Source organism: Desulfovibrio sp. (genome assembly GCF_018379785.1).
Taxonomy (GTDB): Bacteria; Desulfobacterota; Desulfovibrionia; order Desulfovibrionales; family Desulfovibrionaceae; genus Desulfovibrio.
Map to the genome: position 1 here is coordinate 1 of NZ_JAGZUV010000036.1, position 18,979 is coordinate 18,979.

Sequence of the window (18,979 nt, forward strand, 5' to 3'; positions counted from 1 at the left end):
CTGGCGCAGAATTGCCACGCGCTATGATCGGTGTGCCCACACTTTCTTCTCCGCCATTTGCATCGCAGCTATTGTCATTTTTTACCTTTAATGAGTCCTAAGCCTAGTTAATAGAGTGATACTGATCGCGCTGCGGAGTTGAGCAAAGCCCCCTTTGCTCCGCCGAAGCGAAGCGCAGGCGGATGGCTGGTGCCGGGAGAATCCTAAAAAATAAGATTTTTCGGCGCGGGCAAGGAAAATGGCGCTTTTTGCGCGGAACATACTCACGTATGTGAGCAGCAAAAAGCGCCAGATGACGCCGCCCGCGCCGAAAAGGCTGGTTTTGACGGATAATCGCGGCAAATAAGAGGCCAGCAAAAACCGGAATTAGATACGTCTGCCCTGAGAGGTGTGAAGGAGCCCCTTCCCTCACAACGGTTTTTATTCCACCGTAACACTCTTGGCCAGGTTGCGCGGCTGATCCACATCCTTGCCCAGATAATCGGCGGTTTCATAGCTGAAGAGCTGGAGCGCGGGCAGGGCCATGAAGCCAGACAAAGGCGCGGGCAGAGCCGGAATGATCCAGGGATCGTCCACAGCCAGGTCCAGGCCCGGATTGGTCAGGGCGATGACCTTGCCCTGGCGGGCCTGCACTTCCACGATATTGGATTTGACCTTGGGGAAGAGCGCGTCGTCCAGGGCCAGGGCAAAGGTGGGAAAGGCCGGGTCGATGAGGGCGATGGGGCCGTGCTTCATTTCACCGGCGGCATAGCCTTCGGCGTGGATGTAGGACAGTTCCTTGAGCTTGAGAGCGCCTTCCAGGGCCAGGGGAAAGCAATGCCCCCGTCCGAGATAGAAAAAATTGCGAGCCTGGGCGTATTTGCGCGACAGTTCGCGGGCCTTGTCGTGCATGCCCGGCAACTGGGACTCCAGCAGGGCGGGCAGGGACTCCAGCAGTCCGATGAGCTCACGCCGCCGCTCCTGCGGCAGCACATTTTGACGTCCGCCCCAGTACAGGGCCATGAGGGCCAGGGTGAGCATCTGGCTGCACATGGCCTTGGTGGAGGCCACGCTGATTTCCGGTCCGGCCTGGGTGTAGATCACGGCCGAAGCCTCGCGCGCGATGGACGAGCCCACCACATTGCAAAGGCCCAGCACGGCCACGCCGCGCTCGCGCGCGATGCGCAGGGCCGCCAGGGTGTCGGCGGTTTCGCCGCTCTGGCTGATGACCAGAACCATGTCCTCTTTGTCCAGAATCAGGCCGTCGCGGTAGCGGAATTCCGAGGCGATTTCCACCTGCACCGGCACTCCGGCCCAGTGTTCCAGCAGATGGCGGCTCCAGAGCCCGGAATGATAGGAGGTGCCGCAGGCCACGATATGCAGGCGGCGCGGCACGGGCAACGCGTCCAGTTCGGGCAGCAGGACCGCATCGCGGCCTGCGTTGATCCGGCCCGCCAGACCGTCGGTGATCACGCGCGGCTGCTCAAAAATCTCCTTGAGCATAAAATGGCGGTAGCCGCCTTTTTGCGCGGCCTGCATGTCCCACTGGATGGTCTGCACCTCGTGCTCCACCGGAGCCAGGTCCGCCAGACGCAGGATTTCATAGTGCGTGGCCGTGGCCCGCACCACTTCGCCGTCCTCCAGAAAGACCACCTGCCGGGTGTAGGGCAGAAAGGCGGGAATGTCCGAGGCCACGAAATTTTCGCCCGTGCCCAGGCCGAAAATCAACGGCGCGGACATGCGAGCGGCGTAGATGGTTTCCGGCTCGCCGCGATCCATAAGGCAGACGGCATAGGCCCCGTGGGCCTCGCGCAGGGCCGCCGCAAAGGCGTGCAGCAGATCGGGCTCGCTTTTGCGGCGCTCGGCGATCAGATTGACCAGCACCTCGGTATCGGTTTCAGAGTGGAAGGCATAGCCCTTGGCCGTGAGTTCGGCCTTGATTTCCTGGTAGTTTTCAATGATGCCGTTGTGCACCAGGGCCAGAGCGGCGTCGTTGCTCAGATGGGGATGGGCGTTGCGTTCCGCCGGCACGCCGTGCGTGGCCCAGCGGGTGTGCCCCATAGCGCAGGTGGCCGTGGAGACCGGCTCCTGGGCCAGCTTTTCCTCCAGGGCCGCCAGTTTGCCCTTGGCCCGCACCACGCGCAGGCCGCCCTGGCGCGCAAAGGCCACGCCGGCCGAATCATAACCCCGGTATTCCAGACGGCGCAGGCCCTCCACCACCACGGGCACGGCGGGCCGATGGCCCGCATATCCGATAATGCCGCACATATCCATTACTCCCGGCAAGACCCGCTCGCTGCGAGGGGCCGTTTAGTCTCAAGACTTCATTAACACAGTGAAAAAGCCGGGCATGGCCCAAGGAAGTACGTTCCGGTACAACCTGGGCCGTGCCCGGCGTGCGACGCAGCCCAAAGGGCCGCCGTTTTCGCTCCGCACTGCGCGCGGACCGGCGGCCCGGCTCAACTGTCTGGAAAAACTCTTCTCTACAGATTGACGCGATCCACAATCTCCGTATTCAGCACTTCCACCTTGGCCTTGGAGGCAAGGTTCTGGATGAATATCTGGTACAGACCGTCCACCCGTTCGCGGGCCACGCCGTTGGCCATCAGGTCGCGCACGGTGTTCCACTCCTGCGGATCGGGCGGCAGCACGGCGTCCACACGGCAGAGCAGCGCGCCCGGGCCTTCGCTTTTGCCGTCCACGGCATAGGCCACAGGCAGCCAGGTTCCGGGCTTGGCGGTAAAGACGGCTTCGGCCAGAGCCGCATCGGGATTGAAATCCGCCAGATTCCCGCCACGATCCATGGCCGGGGCGGTCTTGATGTCCAGGCTCGCCTTCAGGGGCTGGGGCAGGGGACCGTCCTTCAATTCCTTGCGGCGGGCCGCAGCGCTTTCCATGGCGGCCTTGAGGGCCTTTTCGGCGGTCAGTTTGGCCACAATGGCGTTCTTCACCGCGTCGAGCGGCTGGGTGGACGCGGGTTCAGCCTTGATGATCCGGGCCACCAGATACTTGTCTCCGGCCTCCAGGGCCGTGTCCACGGGCGCGCCCGCGGCGGTGGCGATAAGAGCGGAGGCTCCGGCCGGGGTTACGCCCAGCTTTTGCTCCAGCTCGCTCTGGCTGAGCAGGCCGCTCTGTTCCGCCTTGAGGCCGAAACGGGCAGCGCTCTCGGCCAGCGGCTTGCTCAGAATATTGTCTTCGATCAGGCTGTCCAGCACATCGTGCAGCTTGTCCGCGCCCTGTTCCTGCGCCATGGCCTGGCGCACTTCCTGCGCAGCGTCCTTGAAGGTCTTGAGGCCGCCGGGCTTCTTGTCTTCCACCTTGATGATGTGCAGGCCGAAAGGACTGCGCACGGGCTCGGACACCTGCCCGGCCTTCAGGGCAAAGGCCACGTCTTCAAAAGGCGTTACCGTCTTGCCGCGGGTAATCCAGCCCAGTTCGCCGCCGGGACCGGCCGCATTGGGGCCGTTATGGGCATCGGCCACGGCCGCGAAATCCTTGCCGCTCTTGAGCTCGGCCTGGATTTTCGCCACTTCCTCGCGGGCCTTCTTCTCCGCGTCGGCCGGGGCGTTTTCAGCCAGAGGCACCAGAATGTGCGCGGCCTTGACCTGCGCGGGCTCTTCAAAACGGCTCTTGTTGGCCTCGTACCATTTCCGGGCATCCGCCTCGCTGACGCTCTCGGGCTTGACCAGACCGCCGGGCGTCACGCTGACATAGGCCACGTCCACTTTGGGCGGAATGGCAAAATCTTTCTTGTGGGCATCGTAATAGGCCGTCACGTCCTGATCCGTGACCTTGACCTCGCCGGAAAAATTCCTGGCCGGAATGAACAGATAGTCCACCACCCGTTTTTCCCGCAGGAAATTATAGCGGTTTTGGGCTTCGTCCGGGTCCACCCAGACCGGCGCGGTGACCAGGGTAAAAATCTTTTCGCGCAACAGCTGATCGCTCATATCCTTCTCATACTGGGCCGGGCTGATCCGCTGGGCGGCCAGCACACGCGTGTAGGCTTCGGGATCAAAGCGGCCCTGGGCGTCCTGGAAGGATTTGATCCGTCCCACGGCCTGGCGCAGTTCCAACGGGGTCACGCTGACGCCCGCGCGCGCGGCCTCCTGGGCCAGCAGGGTTTGCTGGATCAGGTCGCGCAGCACTTGGCGGCCCAGATGCTGCTCCTTGAGCTGCTCGCGGGTAACGCCGGGATTGTTGCGCAGGATCGATTCCTCCGCATTGCGGTAGGCCTGCTCAAACTGCTGGACCAGAATGGGATCGCCGTTGACGATGGCCACCACGTTGGCGGAATTCCTGTCGTTGAAACTGCCCACTCCCCAGAACACGAAGACCAGGATGATGACGCCGAAAGCCACTTTGACGCCGAAAGACTGTGCGTTGGAACGGATATAATCGAGCATGCGTACTCCGGAATGCCGAATTGTCCTCTTGCCCGCGGCAAAGGCCGCCGAAAGCAAGGGCGCTGACAGAAGCAGAAAGTATAAGCGCCTTTGCGCGGAAACTCAAGAAAAGGAAGGCCCGCGCGCCGTCCGGGCCCCAGCCTGTTGTGACCGGGGCTCTTGCAAACGGCGGACAGTTTAAAAAAGGCCTACGGCGTAATGCCCAGCTTGCGCAGCCTGTGTTGCAGGGTGGAGCGGGGCACGCCCAGCAGAGCGGCGGCGCCGCGCGGTCCGGACAAACGCCCCCCGGTCAGGCGCAAAGCCTCCAGAATATGGGCGCGCTCATTTTCCTCCAGAGTGGGCAGGGCCGGGCCCGAACACGGTCCCGCACCCGCATGCGGCGGACGGCCTTCCACCGCCGGGACGGCTTCCGGCGAAGCGGGGGCAGACGCCTCCGCCCCGGGCTCCCACTCATGCAGAGCCTCACGCACAAAGCTCTCGGTCACGGCCCCGTCCAGGGAGTGCAGCAAAAGGCGGCTGATCACATTGCGCAATTCGCGGATATTGCCCGGCCAGTCATGATCGCAGAGATCGCTCAGCACCCCCCTGGACAGGCGCGGCGGCCGCAGATCCCATTGCTGGGAAAACTGGCTGATGAAGTATTCCACCAGAATGGGAATGTCGTTCTTCCGTTGCCGCAGCGGCGGCAGACGCAGGATGACCGAGGCCAGACGGTAAAAGAGATCACGCCGCAAACGGCCTTCAATCAGGGCCCTTTCCAGGTCGATATTGGTGGCGGACAGCACGCGGATGTCCACGCCGATGGAGCGCGCCTCGCCCACCCGTTCAAAAGAGTTCTCCTCCATGACCTGAAGGAGCTTGCTCTGCATATCCGGCGAAAGTTCGCCGATTTCATCCAGAAACAAGGTGCCGCTCTGGGCCATTTCGATCCGGCCGATGCGCTTGGCGTAGGCCCCGGTGAACGCGCCCTTGGCGTAGCCGAACATTTCGCTTTCAAACAGGGTCGGGGCCAGGGACGGGCAGTTCACCTTGACGAAATTGGCCGCCCGCCTGGGGCTGCGTCGGTGCAACCAGCGGGCCAGCATGCTCTTGCCCGTGCCGGTCTCGCCGATGATCAGCACCGGAATATGCAGCTTGGCCACCTTGCGCGCCACGGACATGACCCGGGCCATGTCCTGGGTTTCCAGCAGGCGGTCCACCAGTGGGGCCGAACCGGAGGCATCCGCCGGGGCGGGATCACGGTTGCCGCTGGCCGACGAACGCTCCTCCGCCAGAACAGCGAACAGAAAAGTGGTCAGCACCGGGCTCAGTTCCAGCAAAAAATTCAGAATCTCCACTACATTGTCCGGCTGACGCACAAAGGAAACGTGCAGGGTGCCGATGACTTCGCGGTTCAGGATCAGGGGCAGGGCGATGGTGGCGTTGAGCCCCACACTGGCTAACGGCAGAGGAGTATCCCCTAGATCCTGCGAAGCCAGGTCATTAATGACCACGGGTTTACGCGACGCAATAGCCATACCGGCCACGGTATTTTTGGCGATCCGGGTATTGGAGAGGGACTCCACCACCGTGCCGTCGGCGGCGGTGAAAAGGTTCAGGAATTCCCGTTCCGCGTCATAGAGATTGATGCAGAAACGGTCATAGTTGAAAAGCAAGCGTAATTGCCGAGAAAGAATTTGAAAAAAGGCATTGCGGTCCATTTTACCGGGAACCAGCCGCGATAGATGCTGGATAACCCGGGCCACGGCCAAGGGTACGTTGCTGAGATCGGCAGGAGAGCTTTGCTGGAACATGGGCGACGCCTTCCGTATTTGCCTGTATTTGGGCAGAGCATGCCGATATATAGGCAGGTTTGTCCGTGATGTCCAGATATTCATTGAATATTCAATCATTACTTAAATAAAAACATTTATAATTTCAGCCAGTTAATGACAACATACTTTTCTGGCATAACCATTGCTACAACTTTTATATTCGCGCATAAAAGGCTGTCTTGAAGGTATTTTCAAATTGTAATTAGCAGAAATTACATATTTTGATTGGAAATATTTCTATTTAACACGGCATAAATAGAGATTTATTTTTCTATATTACAGACAATATTTTTATATAGCTACTATTTTTACGTTACCATTAAAAAAAACAACAGTATAATGGATGCCCACCCCTTCGGTGATCGCGCTTATGCCGAACCAGACAGCGGATGCGCCCCCGGCCTTTTGCCCGGGAGCATCAGATAGACGTGGATTTGTTTTTTAACCCGGCTTCTTAAGGAGGAGCATATGACAACGCATTTTGTAGTGCATGAGCCCGGCGACAGCGTCGGCGTGGTCGTGGTGGAAGGCGTCAAAAAAAGCGATGTCCTGACCGGCTGGGTCATGGACGGCGATACAACTGTCGAATGCGCGACCCTGAACGACATCCCCATCGGCCATAAGATCGCGCTCCAGGACCTGGAGCCCAATGACACCGTGATCAAATACGGCACGGATATCGGCAAAGTAGTCAAGCCCATCAAACGCGGCGAGCATCTGCACGTGCACAATGTCAAAACCAAGAGGTGGTAATTCCGATGAAAGACACATTTATGGGCTATCGCCGCGACAACGGCCGGGTGGGCATCCGCAACCACGTGATCATTCTGCCCCTGGACGATCTTTCCAACGCCGCCTGCGAAGCCGTGGCCAACAACATCAAGGGCACTCTGGCATTACCCCACGCTTACGGCCGTCTGCAGTTCGGCGAAGATCTGGAACTGCATTTCCGCACCCTGATCGGCACAGGCTGCAATCCCAACGTGGCGGCCGTGGTGGTCATCGGCATTGAGCCGCAGTGGACGCAGCGCGTTGTGGACGGCATCGCCGCGACGGGCAAACCTGTGGCCGGTTTCGCCATCGAAAAGCACGGCGATCTGTCCACCATTTGCGAAGCCTCGCGCAGGGCCAAGGAATTTGTTCACTATGCCACGGAACTGCAGCGCGTGGAATGCCGGATCAACGAACTCTGGGTCTCCACCAAGTGCGGAGAATCGGACACCACTTCCGGTATCGCAGCCAATCCCACGGTGGGTAACGCTTTTGACAAGCTCTGGAAGGCCGGGGCCACTACCCTGTTCGGCGAAACCACGGAAATCACCGGCGGTGAGCACCTGGTCATGGAGCGTTGCGCCACGCCCGAGGTACGCAACAAGTTCAAGGCCTTTTTCGACCGCTACGCCAAGGTGGTGGACGACCATAAAACCAACGATCTCTGTGACTCCCAGCCTACCAAGGGCAATATCGAGGGCGGCCTTACCACCATTGAGGAAAAGGCCTTGGGCAATATTCAGAAAATCGGACGCGAGGCTCCGGTCATCGGCTGCCTGGACAAGGCCGAGAGTCCCACCGGGCCGGGCCTGTGGTTCATGGATTCTTCCTCCGCCGCGGCTGAAATGGTCACCCTGGCGGCTGCCGCCGGTTTTGTGGCCCACTTCTTCCCCACGGGCCAGGGTAACATTATCGGCAATCCCATTCTGCCGGTCATCAAACTTTCGGCCAACCCGCGCACCGTGCGCACCATGCGCGAACATATCGATGTGGATGTCTCCGGCATCCTGCGCCGCGAAATAAACCTGGATCAGGCCGGAGACCTGTTGCTCGACATGCTGCATCGCACGTGCCAAGGGCGCAACACCTCCGCCGAAGCCCTCGGGCATCGGGAATTCATCATGACCCGGCTCTACGAAAGCGCCTAACATCCGAGAGGAAGAACATGGCTGTCACCTACTTGAAAAGAGCAAGCAAGACTCCGGAAACGGAAACCGCCACGGCGCAGAAAGTGGTCAACGAAATGCTGGCCGAAATCTTGAAACGCGGCGAAGACGCCGTGCGCGACTACGCCCTGAAGCTGGATAAATGGTCGGGCGAGATCATCATGTCCGAAGACGAAATCCAGAAAAGCATCAAGGATGTGCCCGCTGGCGTCAGAAAGGATATCGATTTCGGGGTCAAGCAGGTGCATGACTTTGCCCTGGCCCAGAAGAACTCCATAAAGGACTTCAGTGTGGAGCTGTACCCCGGCGTCACTGCCGGACAGCGCGTCATTCCGGTCAATGTAGTGGGCTGCTACGCACCCGCCGGGCGCTATGCGCACATCGCCTCGGCCTACATGGGTGTGGCCACGGCCAAAGCCGCGGGCGTCAAAACCATTGTGGCCTGCTCCAGTCCTTTCCGGGGCGGCGGCATGCATCCTTATTTGCTCTATGCTTTCAAGGCCGCCGGAGCTGACGTGATCATGACCCTGGGCGGCGTACAGGCCATCGCCAGCATGGCCTACGGCCTGTTCACCGGCAAAGAGGCCGACGTGGTGGTGGGACCGGGCAACAAATTCGTGGCCGAAGCCAAACGCATCCTTTTCGGCAAGGTGGGTATCGACGTTTTTGCCGGACCTTCCGAAATCGCGATCCTGGCCGACGAAACGGCCGATGCCGAAATGGTCGCCTGGGATCTGGTGGGCCAGGCCGAACACGGCGTGGAATCCCCTGCCTGGCTGATCACTACCAGCAAGACTCTGGCCGAAAAGGTCATGGAACTGATGCCTCGGCTTATCGAAGCCCTGCCGCCGCTGGCCAACGAAGCGGCGGGCAACGGCTGGCGTGATTACGGCGAGGTTATTTTGTGCGACAGCCGTGAAGAAGCGGCAGCCAAATCCGATGAATACGCGCCGGAACACCTGGAAGTGCACGCGGCCTACCTGCCGTGGTGGCTGGAAAATCTCACCAGCTACGGTTCCCTGTTCCTGGGCGAGGAAACCACGGTTGCCTATGGCGACAAGTGCAGCGGCCCCAACCATGTACTGCCCACCAAACGCGCCGCCAAATACTCGGGCGGTCTCTCCGTGCACAAGTTCATGAAAACCCTGACCTGGCAGCAAATGACCAGAGACGCGGCCGTGCATATCGGCGGCGTGACGGCCCGCATCTCCAGGTTGGAAGGCATGGAGGCCCACGCCCGCACCGCTGATGCGCGTCTGGCCAAATACGCCCCGGGCCGTGAGTTTGATCTCGGAACTCCGGTGAAGGAATAAACCAACCCCCTCAACATCCTGAAATATCCGCCACAGGAGGTCACAGTGAATATCTCGGCCCTCTTCGACATTTCCGGCAAAACAGCCCTGGTTACCGGCGGCAATTCCGGCATCGGCGAGGCAATGGGCCGGGCACTGGGACTGACCGGAGCGCATATACTCCTGGCGGCCAGACGCAAAGAAGCGTTGGCCCATGCGGTGGAACACATGCGCAACGACGGCATTCAAGCAGACAGCCTTGCCGCAGACCTCAGCAGCCCGGAAAAGGCTCTGGCCTGCGGCAAGGCCGTCTTGGATACTTTTGGCCCGGTGGACATCCTGATCAATGCCGCCGGCGTGAATATGCGTCAGCCTTTTATGGAGGTCAGTCCCACAAACTGGGCCACACAGATCAACCTGCACCTCTCCGCGCCCTTCTTTTTGACTCAGGTGCTGGCTCCGGGCATGGCGCGGCGAGGCTGGGGCCGGATCATCAACATTGCCTCCCTGCAATCCTTCCGCGCCTTTGCCGACAGCGCTCCGTACGGCGCAGGCAAGGGCGGCGTCGTGCAACTGACACGTGCCATTGCCCAGGAGTGGTCGGGGCGGGGCGTCACATGCAATGCCGTTGGCCCCGGCTTCTTCCCCACCGCCCTGACCCGGCCGGTTTTTGACAATCCGGAGCTGGCCGGTAGAAATGCGGCCCAGACCTGTATGGGCCGCAACGGCACGCTGGAGGATCTTTACGGCTGCACCGTATTTCTGGCCAGCGAGGCTTCGGCCTATATCACCGGCCAGGTGATCATGATCGACGGGGGCTTTACCGCCCGCTGAGACAATATTGCAACATTTCAACCAGGGGACGGAAATCCAGCAGATGCCTTCCCTTGCGTGCAGCAGGAGTCCAGATGATGAAAGCCCTGGTGTATACGCAACCCCATGAAATGCAATGGCGGGACTATCCCGAACCGACCCTTGAACCCGGCGAGGTCATTATAGAAATCAAGGCCTCGGGTATCTGCGGTTCGGACATGCATGCCTACCACGGGCATGACCCCCGCCGCCAGCCCGGCCTGGTCATGGGCCACGAACTCTCCGGCGAAATCCATGCCAGTGCTTCTCCGCGTTTCAAAGCGGGGCAGAAGGTTACGGTGGATCCTTTGATCACCTGCGGGTGCTGTTCATACTGCCGTACCGGCCGGGACAATTTGTGCGAAAACAGAGGAATGGTGGGCATGAGTCGCCCCGGCGCCTACGCCGAGCTCATGTCTATCCCGGCAAGCTCGGTCATCCCCATTCCCGACGACATGCCGCATACCATGGCCGTGCTCACCGAACCGGCCGCCACCGTGCTTCATGCCTTGAACATCTCTCTGCCCAAAATGGCGCGGCCGGTACAGGAATGTAAGGTTCTGGTCATCGGCGGCGGAGCCATTGGCCTGCTCATGGCCCTCCTGCTTCGATCGCGCGGGGTACACCATGTGGATCTGGCGGAAACCAATCCCCTGCGGCGCGCCTCGGCCGGCGAACACAGCAAAGCCCGGACCTTTGACCCGGCGGCCGAACCTCCGGCGGAATCCTTTTACGATTATGTCGTGGACGCCGTGGGCCGCAAAGTCACCCGCGAGATGGCCGTCCACGCTCTCAAGCCCGGCGGCGTGCTCATGCACATGGGCCTGCAGGACTGGAGCAGCCAGATGGACATGCGCAAAATCACCCTTGCCGAGCACGTCGTCCTCGGCACCTACACTTATACCTATGCGGATTTGCAGGCCACCGTGGAAGCCCTGCGCAACAACGTTTTCGGCAATCTCGACTGGGTGGAATACCGCACCCTGGCTGACGGGCCGGAGGCATTCCGAATCCTGGATCAGCAACAGACCCAGGCCGCCAAAATCGTTTTGCTGCCGTAAAAGGACGCGAAGGGGAATCCCCCCCGTACACGCCAACAGCAGGAGCCTGACAATGAAGAATATATTTTTCGCCTCACTGTTCAGTCTTTGCCTTTGCGCTCTCCTGACCGTTCCCCGGCCATCGGCCGCAGCCGATAAACCCGCAGTACGCACCAGCGCCCAACCCTGTCTGCACGGTCTGCCTCTGTGGTATGCCGAAAAAGCCGGCTGGCTGAAAGACGCGCCTTTTACCGACACCTTCATGCTCTTTGCCTCGGGCGCACCGCAGACCGAGGCCCTGGCGGCCGACCAGTGGGATATGGGCGCCATGGGCACAGTGCCTACCATGATGGCCAGCATGCGCTACGGCTACAAACTGATCGGCATCTCCAACGAAGAGGGCGCCACCAACGACCTTTGGGTGCGCCCGGATTCGCCGCTGCTCAAGCATAAGGGGGCCAATCCGGCGTATCCTGACATTTTCGGCACGCCCGAGGACTGGAAAGGCAAAAAGATACTGGTCACCACCGTATCCACCGGCCACTACGCCCTAACCGCCACCTTGGAACGGCTCGGCCTGAAGGACAGCGATGTGGACATCGTGCACATGGAGCAGGGCCAGGCCATGACCGCCTTCAATGCCGGCCAGGGGGACATCCTTCAGCTCTGGGCTCCTCTGAGCTACGTGGCCGAGGCCAAGGGCTGGACAAGGGTTTCCTCGGGTGCGGCGGCCAAGGTGATGATTGCCGGCGGCATCGGCGTGCGCAAGGAATTCGCGGAACAGCACCCCGACCTGGTGGTGGCTTGGCTCGACCTGTACATGCGCGGCGTGGAAGGCATGAAGGAACATCCCGAACAGTACGTCAAGCCGCTGCTTTCCTATTTTAACGATTATTGCGGCCTGGAGCTGAATGAGGACCAGGTCAGAATGGAATTCAAATACCGCCCGCTCTTCAATGTGGCCGAGCAGATCGAAGCCATGGAAAATCCGGACAAGCTTCCCGCCTGGGTGCGCGGCGTGGCGGACTTCATGCTGGCCCAGGGACGAATCAAAAAGAAGGAATATGACCGCTACGTCCAGGCCAACTTCAATATCGATCCTTCGTTCATGAAGAAGCTCGCGGCCCTGCGCGCCGCACGCGGCCAGAAATAGGTCCTGGCCCGGCGCCTTCCATAATCCGGCGTCCTCCACACGTCGCCGTCCGCTCGACCATTTTTGCCGAGCGGGCGGCGGCCGGGAGAAAAAGGAGCCCTTATGCGCCAAGATACGGAAAAAAAAGACGCGGCCGATCAAGAATTGAACCTTGAGATTCAAAAAGCCAATTATTTCGCCACAGCCGCCAGAGAAAATTGGATATCCATCGTGAGCTTTCTGATTTTCCTGGTGGTCTGGGAACTGATTTGCCGCTTTGATCTCATCGGTCCTTACCAACTGGTGCCCCCCTCGGAAGTTATCACGGTATTTTTTGAAAAGTTGACGGACGCCAACCCTGACGGAACGGTATTGCAACAGCACGCCGTAGCGAGCCTGGCCCTGGCTTTGGCCGGATTTCTCGCCGCCGTGGTCATCGGTGTGCCTCTGGGCTTGTTCATGGGCTGGTATCCCAAGGTCAATCTGCTGGTACGCCCGCTTTTCGACGCCATCCGACCCATCCCGCCCATTGCCTGGATTCCCATTGCCATTCTTTGGCTGGGCATCGGCATGACGGCCAAGGCTTTCATCATTTTTCTCGCTGCCTTTGTGCCCTGTGTGATCAACTCCTACACGGGCATCCGTCTGACCAATCCGGTCCTTATCCGGGTGGCTGAAATTTACGGGGCCTCCAATTTTGAGACATTCCGCAAAATCGGCGTGCCATCGGCCATTCCCATGATTTTCACCGGCATGAAACTCTCTCTCAACGCCGCCTGGACAACCCTGGTGGCCGCTGAGCTGCTGGCCGCCTCCGTGGGATTGGGCTTCATGATCCAGCAGGGCAGACGCCTGGCCCGCCCGGATATTATCATTGTGGGCATGCTGACCATCGGTTTTCTGGGAGCTCTGATGTCCTGGATTCTGACCAGAATTGAAGCCCGCTTCGCCTCGTCCAGGAGGCTTGCATGAACCGCTTCATTTCGCAAAATGCCCGCTGGCTCGCGCCCGTGGCTTCCATCGGCGCTTTTGTAGTGCTCTGGGGCCTGATTTCGCTCAACGTTGACCCTGATTTTCTGCCCTCGCCCCTGAAAGTCTGGCAGGAATTCGTACGCCTGTTCAACCATCCGGTGGGCGGCACAACCATTCTCGGCCATGTGGGATTCAGTCTCAGACGGGTTCTGATCGCTTTTGGCCTGGCCGTTCTGCTGGGACTGCCCCTGGGTCTGTTGATGGGCTGGAACCGGACCTGCGAAAAAATCGTGGCCCCCATCTTTGAAGTACTGCGTCCCATTCCGCCCATTGCCTGGATTCCCATCGCCATTCTCTGGCTGGGCGTGGCTGAAGGTTCGAAAATTTTCATCTGCTTCGTGGGCGCATTTGTAATCATGATCCTCAACTCCTATACCGGCATGCGCTACGTGGACCCCTTGCTCATCGACGCGGCCAGATCCTTCGGCGCGAGCCGCTCCCAGCAGTTCTTCAACGTGGCCGTGCCCGCCTGCATGCCCTCCATCTTCGCCGGGGTTCAAAACTCCTTGTCCATGGCCTGGATGTGCGTACTGGCCGCCGAAATGGTCGGCGCACGCGAAGGCGTGGGCTACATCATCATTCAGGGCATGGATCTCAACAAATCATCCATGATCCTGGTGGGCATGGTTCTTATCGGCATCGTGGGTTCCCTGCTGGCCGCGACGTTGCGTTGCGCCGAGCGCCTGCTCTGTCCCTGGAGGAGGGAAATGGTATGAAGGAGAGGAGCGTCAAAATAGAATGCGTGAACGTCTCCAAGACCTTCCACGTACCCGGCCAGAAGCAGTTGCTGCATGTGCTGAACAAGGTCTCGCTGAAGGTCTATGAAAACGAATTCCTGGTCATTCTCGGTCCGGGCCAGAGCGGCAAGACGGTTCTGCTCAACTGCATGGACGGATTGATTGAGCCCACGGCCGGAGAAATCCGCATAAACGGCAAGGCCATCAGCGGGCCGGGACCGGATCGCGGGATGGTCTTCCAACGCTATGCGCTTTTTCCCTGGAAAACCGTGGAACACAACGTGGCTTTCGGCCTGGCTGTGCGCGGCGTGCCCGTGAAGGAACGTCTGGCCGTGGCCCGGCGCTACATTGAGCTTGTGGGGCTGGCCGGTTTTGAAAAAGCCTACCCGGCCCAGCTTTCCGGCGGCATGAAACAGCGCGTGGGCATTGCCAGGGCCTATGCCAATGATCCGGACATCCTGCTTATGGACGAACCGTTCGGAGCGCTGGATGCCCAGACCCGCTACGCCATGGAACAGGAATTGCGGACCATCTGGGAAAAGGAAAAACGTACGGTCTGTTTTGTCACCAACAATATTGAAGAAGCCATTTATCTCGGGGATCGTGTGGTGGTCATGTCCGCTCTGCCGGGCCGGGTCAAGACAGAATACGGCATAGATATTCCCTCGCCACGTGCGTATACGCATCCGGATTTCCTGACCCTGCGCAAACAAATATCCGAAGACACCGACCTGGTGCTCTAGAAGCGTTTTGATATTGAAAATATCTCAACGCTCTGTGCGGATTTCCACGGAAAATCCGCACCGCGAAATTATCGCAAGGCGAATTTGCTTCGCCGTTACGCGATAATTTCAAGCGCAAAATACTCTAGGAGGATGATCATGCACTTCGGAGCCAAGGAAGCTTACGCCGGGGGCCGGGAAGTCAAGGTTTCAGTGACTAATCTTACCAAATGCTATGACGACCTGCTGGTGCTCGACGACATCAATTTCGACATCTACAAAGGCGAAATGCTTTGCATCGTAGGCCCCACGGGCTGCGGCAAAACCACTTTTCTGAACTGCCTTTCCCGCTTCATCCCCATCACCAACGGCTCCATCATGGTGGACGGCAAGCCGGCGGACCCGAAAATCCACAATATCGCCTTTGTATTTCAGGAAGTTTCGGCCATTCCCTGGCTCACTGTGGAGGATAACATCCGCTTCGGCCTGCGCATCAAGCGGTTGCCCGAAGTGGAAATTGAAAAACGTGTGGAGCGGATGCTCGATATCGTGGGCCTTGCCAGATACCGCACCTATTATCCCCAACAACTTTCCGCCAGCATGGAGCAACGGGTCGTCATCGCCCGTAATTTCGCCATTAATCCCGATCTGCTGCTCATGGACGAACCTTACGGCCAGCTGGATGTAAAATTGCGCTATTATCTGGAAGACGAACTCATGCGCATCTGGAAAGAATTGGGCAGCACGGTGGCCTTCATTACCCACAATATCGAGGAGGCCGTGTACCTGGCGGAACGGATTTTAATTCTCTCACCCAAGCCTTCGACCATCAAAGAGGAAGTCATCGTGGATCTGCCGCGCCCCAGGCAGTATGACGACCCGGAATTCGTCAAAATCCGCGATTACGTCACTGAACGCATCAAGTGGTGGTAACGGAACGCGAGCCCTTCAGACTCCACCGTCAAGCAAGATATCCCAATTACACTATCTAAGCACAAGGAGACTCAGATGAAGATGACAAAAACACCGGCTCTTTTTCTCGTGGCTCTGATGCTGACCCTGGTGGCCTCCTTTCCGGCTGCCGCCGCCTATCCCGAAAAACCCCTGAACATGATCATCGTCTTCACCGCCGGCGGCTCCAGCGACGTACAGGCCCGGATCATGCAGAAATACTGGGATAAATATGTGAAACAGCCTTGGGTATTCGTCTACAAGCCCGGCGCAGGGGGCATTCTGGGCTCCACGGAACTCGCCCGCAGCGCGCCGGACGGCTATACCATCGGCGGTCTGAACGTGCCCCATCTCGTGTTGCAGGCTCTGGCGCAGAACGCCCAATTCAATCCCGACAGCTTCAAATTCATCGCCCAAGTGGTCAACGACCCCCAATGCGTGGCCGTGCTCAGGACAAGCCCCTACAAAACCTTTCAGCAAATTCTGGACGCGGCCAAGGCCAGGCCCGGTAAACTCAAGGTCGGACTGGTCGGCCCTTTGAGCGGACATCACCTTATGTTCCTGGACTTCAACAAAAAATTTCCCGACGCCAAACTCAGCCGCGTGTTCTACAAAGGCGCGGCTGACCAGAACGCGGCCCTGCTCGGCGGTGAAGTGGATCTCATTTTCGGCAATATCAATGACGTAATGCGTTCCATTGATGAATTCCGCGTGCTCAACGTGGCTGCCGAAAAGCGTAACGGCTTTCTGCCCGACGTGCCCACCTTCAAGGAACAGGGCATTGATATTGTCTCCGATATCCGGCGCACCTTTGCCGCCCCTAAGGATATCCCGGCCGAAAAGCTGGCTTGGCTGCGTAAAACCTTCAAGCAGATCTGTGAGAACCCCGATTATCTGCGAGACATGAAAAAGGCTGGTCAACCGGCGGAATATATGGATGGCGAGGCGCTCACCGCCTATATCGAGTCCCTGCAGGCCCGTGAAAAAAAGACGCTTGAAGAGGCAGGGCTGATTCCGAAGAAATAGCGTGGCCGGATCCGGCGGGGCAGGAAAGACCAGCCCCGCCGTCTTTCAGGGACTAAACATCTGGTCCGTCCCATATACAGGAGTCGCGGATGACTGAATTTATTCTCCCCTCCCTGCAAAACCTTGCTGACCCCCTGAACCTTTTTCTGATGATCGCCGGCCTGACCGGCGGCATCGTCATCGGTGCCCTGCCGGGCCTTTCCGCGACCATGGGCGTGGCGCTGATGGTACCGGCCACCTTTGCCATGTCCCCCACGCACGGACTCGTGATGCTGGGTGCCATCTATGCCGGAGCCATATACGGCGGGGCCAATTCGGCCATTCTGATCTGTACGCCAGGCACGCCGTCTTCCGTGGCCACCACCTTCGACGGCTGGCCTCTCTGCCAGAACGGCCAAGCGGATACGGCGCTCTACACCTCCCTGCTTTCCTCGGCCTTCGGCGGCATCATCGGCACCTTTTTTCTTCTGTTTCTGGCGGGCGCGCTGGCCCGCTTCGCCCTGAACTTCGGCGGACCGGAAAATTTCTGGCTTTGCCTTTTCGGGCTAAGCACCATCGCGGTCATGACGCCCGAGAACATGGGCAAAGGCATTGTCTCCGGCGCCATCGGCCTGCTGGTGTCCACCATCGGCCTTGATCCCAACACGGGCATTCCCCGTTTTACCTTTGACATATACGGGCTGGTGCAGGGGGTATCCGTCATTCCCTGTATGATCGGCCTGTTTTCCTTTTCCCAGGTGCTCTATCTCATCGGCACGGACAGAACCTTTGTGGCCGCGTACCACCCCCGTAAGGGCACATTCGGACGCGTGGCCGGTTATCTCGCCTCCCGCTGCAAAAAAGTATTGCTACGCTCCTCCGTCATCGGCACCTGGGTGGGCATGCTGCCGGGCGCGGGCGGTGAAATCGCCTCTATCATCGCCTATAATGAATCCAAACGCTGGGCCAAGGACCCCTCCATCTACGGCAAGGGCAGCATTGAAGGCGTGGCCGCCTCGGAAAGCGCCAACAACGCGGTTATCGGCGGCTCTCTGATTCCCATGCTGACTCTGGGCATTCCGGGCAGCGCAGTGGCCGCAGTGATCCTCGGTGCACTCATGGCCCACGGCATTCAGCCGGGTTTCAAAATTTTCACCGCCACCGGTGAACTGGCCTATACCTTCATTTTTTCGCAATTTCTGGTGAACCTGCTGATGATCCCGATCGGTTTCGTTCTCTGCCGCTGCATGGCCAAGCTGCTCAATATCCGACTGACTTTTGTGGCCATCGGTATTGTGGTGCTGTCCTACATCGGGGCCTATGCTATTTCCAACAGCCTTGTGGATATCTGGATCGTCCTAGTCTTCGGCTTCGTGGGCTTTTTCGGCGGCAAACTGGGCATGGATACCGGAGCCATGGCCTTGGGCGTGATCCTGGGACCCATGATTGAGGAAAATCTCGGCAAATGCCTCGATCTTGCCCATTCCGTTGACGGCGGACTCCCGGCTGTCATGCTTGGCGGCAGCATCAGCAAAGTGCTGATCGCGGCATTATTGCTCTCCTTCGTGACTCCTTGGCTGCTACAGTTGAAGAAAAAACAAACTGAACACCAGGAGAAAAACCATGCGTAAAAGTATGTCGGATATTTTGTGCGGCGCGAGTTTTCTGGCCATCAGCGCGGCTTTCGGTCTGCAGTACGAAGGGCTCACGGGCGTAAGCCGCGTGTTTCCGGAAAGCCTGATACTCATTATCGCCGTGGGTGGATTATGGTTTGTGGGCAAGGGGCTGTATAAACGACGCGGGGAATCACCCACAGACGCGGAACAAGTCGCCTGGAGAAAAGTTGGATATATCGCCGCGATGGCGGCCGTCTACGCCGCGTTGATCGGCACTCTGGGCTTTTTCAGCAGTACGGCGCTATTCATATTCTGCTCCTCCCTGCTGCTGGGAGACAAAAGCCGGGGTCTGGGACGCCTTGCCGTTGTCGGACTGCTGTACAGCCTTTTCTTCAGTCTGGCCGTCTGGTCCAGCTTTACCAAGCTGCTCAATGTGCCGACGCCCGCAGGCTTTTTATTCTGAA

The 18,979-nt window shown here is 59.1% G+C and carries 16 protein-coding genes and 1 pseudogene; 14 read left to right on the forward strand and 3 right to left on the reverse strand.

From position 1 onward, the window contains the following. A pseudogene (locus KH208_RS09060) lies at nt 1–91 on the forward strand (IS5/IS1182 family transposase); the annotation flags it as partial. A 329-nt stretch (nt 92–420) separates the two neighbouring features. Here the strand turns inward: KH208_RS09060 and glmS are convergent. The 3 genes from glmS to KH208_RS09075 form a co-directional block, all read right to left on the reverse strand. Further along, the gene (glmS, locus tag KH208_RS09065; protein WP_291435640.1) at nt 421–2,247 is read right to left on the reverse strand and encodes a glutamine--fructose-6-phosphate transaminase (isomerizing); all 1,827 of its coding nucleotides are present in this window, start codon (nt 2,245–2,247) and stop codon (nt 421–423) included. 215 nt (nt 2,248–2,462) lie between these two features. Beyond that, complete coding sequence (locus KH208_RS09070) at nt 2,463–4,385, reverse strand: SurA N-terminal domain-containing protein (protein ID WP_291435641.1); 1,923 nt, start codon at nt 4,383–4,385, stop codon at nt 2,463–2,465. A 188-nt stretch (nt 4,386–4,573) separates the two neighbouring features. Then, nucleotides 4,574–6,178 (reverse strand): sigma-54-dependent Fis family transcriptional regulator, encoded by a 1,605-nt coding sequence (locus KH208_RS09075; protein ID WP_291435643.1) that lies wholly within the window; start codon nt 6,176–6,178, stop codon nt 4,574–4,576. A 489-nt stretch (nt 6,179–6,667) separates the two neighbouring features. Here KH208_RS09075 and KH208_RS09080 point away from each other — a divergent pair, with 489 nt between their 5' ends. The 13 genes from KH208_RS09080 to KH208_RS09140 all read left to right on the forward strand — a co-directional run bounded on the left by KH208_RS09080 (nt 6,668) and on the right by KH208_RS09140 (nt 18,978). Further along, nucleotides 6,668–6,952: a UxaA family hydrolase gene (locus tag KH208_RS09080; RefSeq protein WP_291435645.1), complete on the forward strand. Its 285-nt coding sequence runs from the start codon at nt 6,668–6,670 to the stop codon at nt 6,950–6,952. Between the two features lie 5 nt (nt 6,953–6,957). After that, nucleotides 6,958–8,118, forward strand: a complete 1,161-nt coding sequence (locus tag KH208_RS09085; protein ID WP_291435647.1) for a UxaA family hydrolase — start codon at nt 6,958–6,960, stop codon at nt 8,116–8,118. Between the two features lie 17 nt (nt 8,119–8,135). Further along, nucleotides 8,136–9,449 (forward strand): histidinol dehydrogenase, encoded by a 1,314-nt coding sequence (gene hisD, locus KH208_RS09090; RefSeq protein ID WP_291435649.1) that lies wholly within the window; start codon nt 8,136–8,138, stop codon nt 9,447–9,449. A 45-nt stretch (nt 9,450–9,494) separates the two neighbouring features. After that, nucleotides 9,495–10,262, forward strand: coding sequence for an SDR family oxidoreductase (locus KH208_RS09095; RefSeq protein ID WP_291435651.1), 768 nt, complete (start codon nt 9,495–9,497; stop codon nt 10,260–10,262). A 74-nt stretch (nt 10,263–10,336) separates the two neighbouring features. Beyond that, a complete protein-coding gene (locus tag KH208_RS09100) occupies nt 10,337–11,341 on the forward strand; it encodes an alcohol dehydrogenase catalytic domain-containing protein (RefSeq protein ID WP_291435653.1) in 1,005 nt (334 codons plus the stop codon). Between the two features lie 52 nt (nt 11,342–11,393). After that, nucleotides 11,394–12,473: an ABC transporter substrate-binding protein gene (locus KH208_RS09105; protein ID WP_291435655.1), complete on the forward strand. Its 1,080-nt coding sequence runs from the start codon at nt 11,394–11,396 to the stop codon at nt 12,471–12,473. 102 nt (nt 12,474–12,575) lie between these two features. Then, nucleotides 12,576–13,424, forward strand: a complete 849-nt coding sequence (locus KH208_RS09110) for an ABC transporter permease (protein ID WP_291435656.1) — start codon at nt 12,576–12,578, stop codon at nt 13,422–13,424. Then, complete coding sequence (locus KH208_RS09115) at nt 13,421–14,200, forward strand: ABC transporter permease (protein WP_291435657.1); 780 nt, start codon at nt 13,421–13,423, stop codon at nt 14,198–14,200. The genes KH208_RS09110 and KH208_RS09115 overlap by 4 nt, the downstream gene beginning before the upstream one ends. Beyond that, nucleotides 14,197–14,964: an ABC transporter ATP-binding protein gene (locus KH208_RS09120; RefSeq protein ID WP_291435658.1), complete on the forward strand. Its 768-nt coding sequence runs from the start codon at nt 14,197–14,199 to the stop codon at nt 14,962–14,964. Before KH208_RS09115 ends, KH208_RS09120 begins: the two co-directional genes overlap by 4 nt. A 138-nt stretch (nt 14,965–15,102) precedes the next feature. Continuing rightward, nucleotides 15,103–15,876 (forward strand): ABC transporter ATP-binding protein, encoded by a 774-nt coding sequence (locus tag KH208_RS09125; protein WP_291435659.1) that lies wholly within the window; start codon nt 15,103–15,105, stop codon nt 15,874–15,876. A 75-nt stretch (nt 15,877–15,951) separates the two neighbouring features. Beyond that, the gene (locus KH208_RS09130) at nt 15,952–16,920 is read left to right on the forward strand and encodes a tripartite tricarboxylate transporter substrate binding protein (RefSeq protein ID WP_291435660.1); all 969 of its coding nucleotides are present in this window, start codon (nt 15,952–15,954) and stop codon (nt 16,918–16,920) included. Nucleotides 16,921–17,009: 89 nt separating this feature from the next. Then, nucleotides 17,010–18,530: a tripartite tricarboxylate transporter permease gene (locus KH208_RS09135; protein ID WP_291435661.1), complete on the forward strand. Its 1,521-nt coding sequence runs from the start codon at nt 17,010–17,012 to the stop codon at nt 18,528–18,530. Continuing rightward, nucleotides 18,523–18,978: a tripartite tricarboxylate transporter TctB family protein gene (locus KH208_RS09140; protein WP_291435662.1), complete on the forward strand. Its 456-nt coding sequence runs from the start codon at nt 18,523–18,525 to the stop codon at nt 18,976–18,978. The genes KH208_RS09135 and KH208_RS09140 overlap by 8 nt, the downstream gene beginning before the upstream one ends. Nucleotide 18,979: the final 1 nt, after the last annotated feature.